Genomic DNA, 6672 nt, shown 5'->3' with positions numbered 1-6672 from the left:
ACGGTCTCATCGAACCAAGCCGCGACGACGTCGGCGGGCAACCATCCCATTTTCCCACCCGCCAGGGCGTCCACAAGGGACACAGATGACTACTTATCTACTGGTGGCACGTGCCCCGGGCAGGTTCGGCGAAGGTGCCCGAGTGGGCGTCGACAAGGTCAGTCCAGGCCGGCGAGGAATTCGTCGGCCTGGCGGGCGAACAGCAGGGCGCCGCTCGGCGGACAGGGCTCTGGCCTTCTCCGCCGCGACCCGGACGACCGCGTCGGGTTCACCGGTGGCATGGAGCAGTCGTGCCCGTAACAGCAGGAGCATGCCCTCGGTCCACGCCTGACGACTCCCGGATCGACGAGGCCGGCGTGTTCGAAAAATCCTGCAATGCGGTAGCACCAGCGGTACCGGTGCGTAACCAGCGCCGCATGAGCCCCGATTACTCCGTTGTTGCCTCGGCGGGCCGAGCGTGTATCAGGCGTACCTCCTGCACGACGCCGTCCTTCTCTCGAAGCAGCCAGGTTGCCCCCGGCGGGCAGTGGTCGGGGTCGTCCGGCGGGTTGACGAATGCGTTCTCCCAGATCGTTATCCCGGGACCGGCCACCAGGCCGGTGAGCCGCGCGGTTACACCGTCGTCGTAGTTGTTTTGCATCACCGCGAAAAGCGACTCCAGGCCGGTGCTGATCCTGCCGCTGGGCCACCACATGGTCATGCCATCCGCCCAGCGTCCCTCCACCTGGCTCAGGGCAACGTCATTGGCGATCGCGGTCAGAATCGTGCTCGCCTCCTCACGTCGCTCGGCGGTCAACGCATCGATGTCGTCGTGCCGTTTGTTCTGGATGCTCGGGAGAATTCCGGCGAGCTGTCGCCGTGCCTCGTTCAGCCGGCTCCCGACGGTGCCGACCGGGATTCCGCACAAGGACGCGATCTGCTCGTACGAGTTGTTGTCGCTGAAATATCGGAGCAATGCGACGGTCTGGCTCCGTGGTGTCAGCTGCTGCAGCCCATGCCAGATCCAGTCACGCTGAGCCATGCGCTCGATCGACGCCACCGGATCGTCGGCCTCGGAGGCCGGCAGGTCCGCCCCGGCCACGCCGACCGGCACGGGGCGGCGAGAGCGCAGAAAACTCAAGCAGATGTTGCGCACGATCGTGTGCAGCCATGGCCGTACGGCGGCGGGATCACGCAGTTCGCCGATCCGGCCGAGCGCCGTGATGGCCGCGTCCTGGCAGGCGTCCTCGGCATCCGGCCCCGGTCCGAGAATCCGGGAGGCCACGGCGAGCATGCCCGCGTAGTGAATCTGAAACATCAGAGCAAAGCTGTCCGAATCACCTTGCTGGGCCGCCCGGACCAGTTGCACCGTCTCGTCGACTGTCGGCAATCGTGACTCAATTAGCATCATTCGAACTTCATTCGGGCTGGTAGACAAACTCTTCCAGGGCGAGGCGGCGTCCCGGCCGCAGGTCTGCGGCCCGCGGCCGGGACGCCGAGGTTACTGGACGAAGATGTCAACTGATGGGCGCATCTGCGCGCAGATGCTGAGGACGTCGTGGATGGGGTGTTCCTCGAAGGCCTTGATCAGGGTGGCGTCGAGCGTGCGGGCCCCGTGGTCGATCGCGGGGTATGCGCACTGGGTGAGCAGGTAGTCGAATCGTGGTGCCCACTTGCGGGATCCGAGCCGGGCCGTGGTCGAGCAGTTGTCGACCATGTAGGCCACGCCGCGGGCGTGCATGTACGGGTTGAGGGAGTCCGTCGCCTCGATGACCGATTCATTGGCGATCTCCGAGTACGGGTGACCCTTCTCGATGAACGTGTCGATCTGCGCCATCATCACGCCGCAGAACGTGCCGGCGGTGACCGGGTCCAGCGGTAGCTGCTTGTCGTCGCGGTCCTGCCGCGCGATCTCACCGGCGTGCCACATCGACGCTCGGTCGATCTTGCCCATGGGGAAGCGGGTGAGCCGCTCGCCGGCCAGGATGACGCAGCGGATCTCGTTGCCCGAGGCGACCTCGTCGTAGATCTCGTGCGTCAGCTCGAGACCGACCGGGTAGGCGGCCGAGTATGCCACGGCGAACGCGTTGCGCTCATCCTCGTCGAGCCGGCGGTACAGCCCGATCAGGCCTTCCTTCGAGACGATGCGGGAGATCGGGCCGGTTACGCAGTCGACCGAGTGCCGGTATGCCTCGGTCTCGGACCGCCCGTGTTCAAGGCACCGCCGGTAGAGGCTTTCGACGATGCCGTGCACGCCGCCCAGCAGGATGGCCCGCTCGCCGGTCAGGTCGGACAGGTATTCGGAGCGCAGTGTCGTCTGGAACGTGTACGGCGCGCCCAGCCCGACAGACCAGCCCAGCGCGCGGTCGACGGCGCGGCCGCTGACGTCCTGTTCGACCGCGAAGCTGGCGTTGATGCCGGCCCCGTTGGTCTCAGTGCCCTGCAGGTACAGCGCTCGCACCGAGGCGCCCATGCCTTTCGGGCAGACGGCGATCACGTCGATGCCCTCGGGAAAGCGGCTCCCTTGCTGGTCAAGGTAGCCGAGCAGAAATCCGTGCGACAGGCCCAGCGTCGCGCCGGGCCGGAGGGCCGCGAAGATCCGTTCGTGCAGGGCGGCCTGCGCGGAGTCGGAGATGAGCAGCAGCACCATGTCCGATCCGGCGATGACGTCGAACATCTCGCCGAGCGTTCCGTCCGCTTCCGAGAACCCGGCAGCCCGGGCGGCGTCGCAGGAGGAGGACCCCTGCCGCAGGCCGACGACGACCTTGACGCTGCCGGCCAGCGAGTCACGCAGGTTCTGCGACTGGGCCGAGGCCTGCGGACCCCATCCGATCACACCGATCTGGTTGATGCCTTCAAATGCTGCGGGCAGCCGGTCGAACAGGTCCCGCCCGCCTCGAACGATGCCCTCACGCGTACCGGCAAGTCTGATGTATTCCTTGTCGAAGACGCCGGTCTCGAAGTCCAGTCTGCTGATGGTCACGGACCAAAAGTAGTGGGCGAGAGTTGACAACGTCTTCATCCGATACCGGGAGCTCCGCAGGCCCCGAGCTGTTGGCCAAATCGCGACGAAAGGGGAATGTTGAGTTGTAGTTGACGGGTTGTTCCGAGCCTGCCGACCCGTCACGCCGTTCGTTCACAAATAATTTCGTAGGACACCGTTGAATGCACGTCGACCTGACACGGTCGTGGGACGACTGTCCCCACGATGGAGAGGAACGACGAGAATGCCTACTATCACCACCTCCGACGGTGTGGAGATCTTCTACAAGGACTGGGGCTCCGGCCAGCCGATCGTCTTCAGCCACGGATGGCCGCTGTCGTCCGACGACTGGGACGCCCAGATGATCTACTTCCTGCACAAGGGCTACCGGGTCATCGCGCACGATCGGCGCGGCAACGGCCGGTCGACGCAGGTCGGCGCCGGCAACGACATGGATCACTGGGTGGCGGACCTGGCCGCGCTGACCGAGCACCTCGGCCTGCGCGACGCGGTGCACATCGGGCACTCGACCGGCGGTGGCGAGGTCGCCCGTTACGTCGCCCGGTACCAGGATCGGGTGGCGAAGGCGGTATTGGTCGCCTCGCTGACGCCGAACATGTATCAGTCCGAGGACAACCCGGCGGGTCAGCCGCCGGAGTGGTTCGACGCGGTGCAGGCGGGGATCCTGAACAACCGGTCGGAGTTCTTCCGGGCGGTGCCCGAGGGTCCCTTCTACGGCTACAACCGGCCGGGGGCCGAGCCGTCCGAAGCGGTCATCGCGAACTGGTGGCGGCAGGGAATGGCCGGCAGCATCCAGGCTTCTTACGAGACTGTTTTCTCGTGGAAAGAGGACTACACCGAGGACCTTGAGCGGATCACGGTGCCGGTGCTCGTGATGCACGGCGAGGACGACCAGATCGTGCCGTTCGCCAGCTCGGTGCCGCGCGCCGTCGAGCACCTCAAGAACGGGTCGCTGAAGACGTATCCGGGTTACCCGCACGGCATGCTGACCACGCACGCCGACGTCCTCAACCCCGACCTGCTGGCGTTCATCCAGTCCTGACACGCCGAAACGGAACGCGGCGCCGGCGATGGGGATTCCTCATCGCCGGCGCCGCTGGTGCTGCGACCTCGTTTCAGACCACGACCCGAAACCCCACTTTTTCGCTCACGCTTCCGGTGCTGTCCATCGCCACACCACACGCTGATACAGCTCGGCCAGACCGGCGCGGCGCATGTTGTTGTACGAGCTGTTCGGCTGTTCCGGCGTGGAGAGGCCGGTCTCCGCGACGACCCATCGGCATCCGGCCTTTCGCGCCGCCTCGGCACGCGCCGAGATCAACGCGGATTGGGCCCCCCGGCCGCGGTAATCGGGCAGCGTGCTGCCCGAATGCAGGGCCCCGATCTCGCCGTGTACCAGCAGATTTCCACCAGCAACCATTGTGTCGCCGTCCCACGCCGCGAACGGGTAGCAGTTCGGTGCACCGACGCTTGCCTCGATCATCTCCGATAGTGGCGTGCCCGGCGCACCGAATCCGGTCAGGACCACCTCCCCGAACTCTGCGGCGTCGCCTTCGGTGACCGGCGCGATGCGGAAGTCGGTCGGGGCGGTCTTGACGTCCGCGGCCTTGCCGCCCAGCTTTGCTTTCGTCCACGTCGCGACGAGGCCGCGCTCGGCGGCCAGCTGCGAGAAATCGGGCGGAAGAAGGTCTGGCGAGAAGTGCAGCGTGGCCGTTCGTGCACCATCGCGGCGGTAGTGCTCGAGGATTTCGTCGAGCAGATCGGCGGTGACGGGCTCCGTGAAGCCGAGCGCCTGGCTCCAGTAGTCGATCGGGTCGAATCGCATGTGAAGGACGACGCCTTCGCGGATGCGGGCGACTGTCGCACCGAGCGCAGCCGGCGCGACCTTCCCGTACAGGTACACCCACTCGGCTTCGGCTGTTTCGCTGTCGTAGTTCATGTTTCCTGGACGTCGCCTGAGCTGCTCACCTTCGGTCCTCCGGAGGTGCCGTACGTCACATCGCGGATGAGTGCGGCCTGACCGGCAGGCGGGCCATCGGAGACGACAAGGTTCCAGATAGTCACGTCCTCGATCCAGAACGGGCGTCCGTCTTTGGTGACCCGAGGGCCCCGATAGCCCTGGGCGTAGCCGTGCCGGCGCACCTGGTCCATGAGGGCTTCACGTGACCGGCGGTCCTGCTGACCCGCGGACAAGCGCGAGGGCAGCCCGATGAACTCGTCCAAGTGGTAGCCGAAGAGTCGCTGTGCGCGCCGGTTCGCGTAGACGAACAGCGGGTCCGGAGAGGTGTCGTGGGCCAGCAGCCCGAAGGGTGCCTCGTACAGCCACTCGGCTGCCTCCACCCCCCGGTGCTCGTCCGGGAGAAGTTTCCGGCCGATGAGCGCGAGATAGCTGCGGGCGAGCAACTCGGCGAACTCGGCGTCGTCCCTATGCCAGGATCTTGTCCGCATGATTACTGGAAGTCGCAGCCCAGGTTAGGCGCGTCCTCGGAGAACGGGGCGCCGGGCGGCAGTACGTGGAGAACGTCCAGCACCACCGGTGTCCGCCCCTTGTAGTGCCACCCGGTGGACTGTCCGGCCGGAATCGTGATCTCTCGCAGGGTGTAGTCGGTGTCGCCGACCGTGGTCTGCGAGAGGACAGTGCCTGAAACGCCGGGGCCGGGTGGCGTCGCGACAGCCGCGGTGCCGCCGGCGAGCAGAACCCAGGCGGCGATGGCGGCCACAGCGCCGACGCGAAGTGAACTCTTGTGCATTCGACGAACCTAGGCCCCGCGAGTTACCGATCACTGGACTCCAACCGGACCCGTCTGCGGCCGACGGAACACTTTGTCAAGTCGGAAGTAATTGGCCCGCAATAGCGTGCTGATGGTGCTAAAAGAACTCGTTGATCTTACCCAGTCAGTATCACGCTTGACGGAGGGAAAGTAATGCGGAAGAGCCGCCGGGCCATCGTCATCGGTGGTTCGCTCAGCGGCCTGCTCGCGGCGCGTGGGCTCAGCGACGCCTACGACCAGGTGTTGATCTTCGACCGTGACCAGGTCCCGGAGTCGATCGGCCCTCGTCGTGGCGTGCCGCAGGGCAGGCACGTGCATGGGCTGCTCGCTCGTGGAGCGGCCGCGCTGGACGACCTGTTCGGCGATGTCGCGGACCGGTTGCTCGCGGCCGGGGCGCTTGGGCCAAGGCGTTGCCGAACCCCGACATCGCCGAGGCAGTAATCTCCGCGGAGCCCATCGACGACCCGGTCCAGATGCGATATCCGCGCGAGGCATGGCGGCGTTACGAGGTCGTCGAGGGCATACCGGCCGGCTTTATGGCGATCGGCGACGCCCTCTGCTCGTTCAATCCGCTGTACGCGCAAGGCATCACCGTCGCTGCGCTGGAGGCGTTGCTCCTGCGAAACCTGCTGTCCGCTTCGACCGAGAGCGTGAGTATCCGATATTTCGCTGAGGTCGGCACGGTGATCCAGGAGCCGTGGCTGCTGGCGACCGGCAATGACCGCCTGTTCCTGGACGGGGCGCAGATCCCGGACAACGCGGGGTATCTCAGCCGCCTCGCCGCCCGTACGGCCGATGATCCGCTGGTGGCACGGACGTTCTTCCGCGTCATGAACCTCGTGGAGCCGATCTCCCGGCTCTTCGAACCCGATATCAGCGCCCGGGTCGCAGCGGACGGTGCGTCGGCCATCCGATAGT

Annotated in this window: 8 protein-coding genes; 3 read left to right on the top strand and 5 right to left on the bottom strand. The window is 66.2% G+C overall.

Annotated elements, in window-relative coordinates:
* Positions 1–427: 427 nt before the first annotated feature.
* Together AB0B76_RS55655 and AB0B76_RS55650 are read right to left on the bottom strand one after the other, a co-directional pair.
* Complete coding sequence (locus AB0B76_RS55655) at positions 428–1390, bottom strand: sigma-70 family RNA polymerase sigma factor (RefSeq protein ID WP_360393546.1); 963 nt, start codon at positions 1388–1390, stop codon at positions 428–430.
* 90 nt (positions 1391–1480) lie between these two features.
* A complete protein-coding gene (locus tag AB0B76_RS55650; protein WP_360393543.1) occupies positions 1481–2962 on the bottom strand; it encodes a hypothetical protein in 1482 nt (493 codons plus the stop codon).
* Between the two features lie 244 nt (positions 2963–3206).
* Between AB0B76_RS55650 and AB0B76_RS55645 the strand changes: the two genes are divergently transcribed.
* Complete coding sequence (locus AB0B76_RS55645) at positions 3207–4025, top strand: alpha/beta hydrolase (protein WP_360393541.1); 819 nt, start codon at positions 3207–3209, stop codon at positions 4023–4025.
* Positions 4026–4130: 105 nt separating this feature from the next.
* Here the strand turns inward: AB0B76_RS55645 and AB0B76_RS55640 are convergent, their stop codons facing one another.
* From AB0B76_RS55640 to AB0B76_RS55630, 3 genes are read right to left on the bottom strand one after another with little or no spacing between them, the layout of a single operon-like run.
* Positions 4131–4922, bottom strand: coding sequence for a GNAT family N-acetyltransferase (locus tag AB0B76_RS55640; protein WP_360393539.1), 792 nt, complete (start codon positions 4920–4922; stop codon positions 4131–4133).
* Positions 4919–5431: an MEKHLA domain-containing protein gene (locus AB0B76_RS55635; protein ID WP_360393537.1), complete on the bottom strand. Its 513-nt coding sequence runs from the start codon at positions 5429–5431 to the stop codon at positions 4919–4921. The genes AB0B76_RS55640 and AB0B76_RS55635 overlap by 4 nt, the downstream gene beginning before the upstream one ends.
* Before the next feature lie 2 nt (positions 5432–5433).
* Positions 5434–5733, bottom strand: coding sequence for a hypothetical protein (locus tag AB0B76_RS55630; RefSeq protein WP_360393534.1), 300 nt, complete (start codon positions 5731–5733; stop codon positions 5434–5436).
* A 174-nt stretch (positions 5734–5907) separates the two neighbouring features.
* Between AB0B76_RS55630 and AB0B76_RS55625 the strand changes: the two genes are divergently transcribed.
* Entirely contained in the window at positions 5908–6195 is a 288-nt protein-coding gene (locus tag AB0B76_RS55625; RefSeq protein WP_360393532.1) for a hypothetical protein, read from the top strand.
* On the top strand, positions 6165–6671 hold the full coding sequence (locus tag AB0B76_RS55620; RefSeq protein WP_360393529.1) for a hypothetical protein: 507 nt from the start codon (positions 6165–6167) through the stop codon (positions 6669–6671). Before AB0B76_RS55625 ends, AB0B76_RS55620 begins: the two co-directional genes overlap by 31 nt.
* Position 6672: the final 1 nt, after the last annotated feature.

It is taken from the genome of Dactylosporangium sp. NPDC049140 (assembly GCF_040648435.1).
Note: the sequence above shows the minus strand (reverse complement) of the source record. Positions and strands in the feature narration are given on the sequence as shown.

Coding starts and splice junctions, on each gene's coding strand:
- AB0B76_RS55635 (WP_360393537.1), bottom strand. CDS start 5,431: ATGCGGACAAGATCCTGGCATAGGGACGACGCCGAGTTCGCCGAGTTG.
- AB0B76_RS55625 (WP_360393532.1), top strand. CDS start 5,908: ATGCGGAAGAGCCGCCGGGCCATCGTCATCGGTGGTTCGCTCAGCGGC.
- AB0B76_RS55645 (WP_360393541.1), top strand. CDS start 3,207: ATGCCTACTATCACCACCTCCGACGGTGTGGAGATCTTCTACAAGGAC.
- AB0B76_RS55655 (WP_360393546.1), bottom strand. CDS start 1,390: ATGATGCTAATTGAGTCACGATTGCCGACAGTCGACGAGACGGTGCAA.
- AB0B76_RS55640 (WP_360393539.1), bottom strand. CDS start 4,922: ATGAACTACGACAGCGAAACAGCCGAAGCCGAGTGGGTGTACCTGTAC.
- AB0B76_RS55630 (WP_360393534.1), bottom strand. CDS start 5,733: ATGCACAAGAGTTCACTTCGCGTCGGCGCTGTGGCCGCCATCGCCGCC.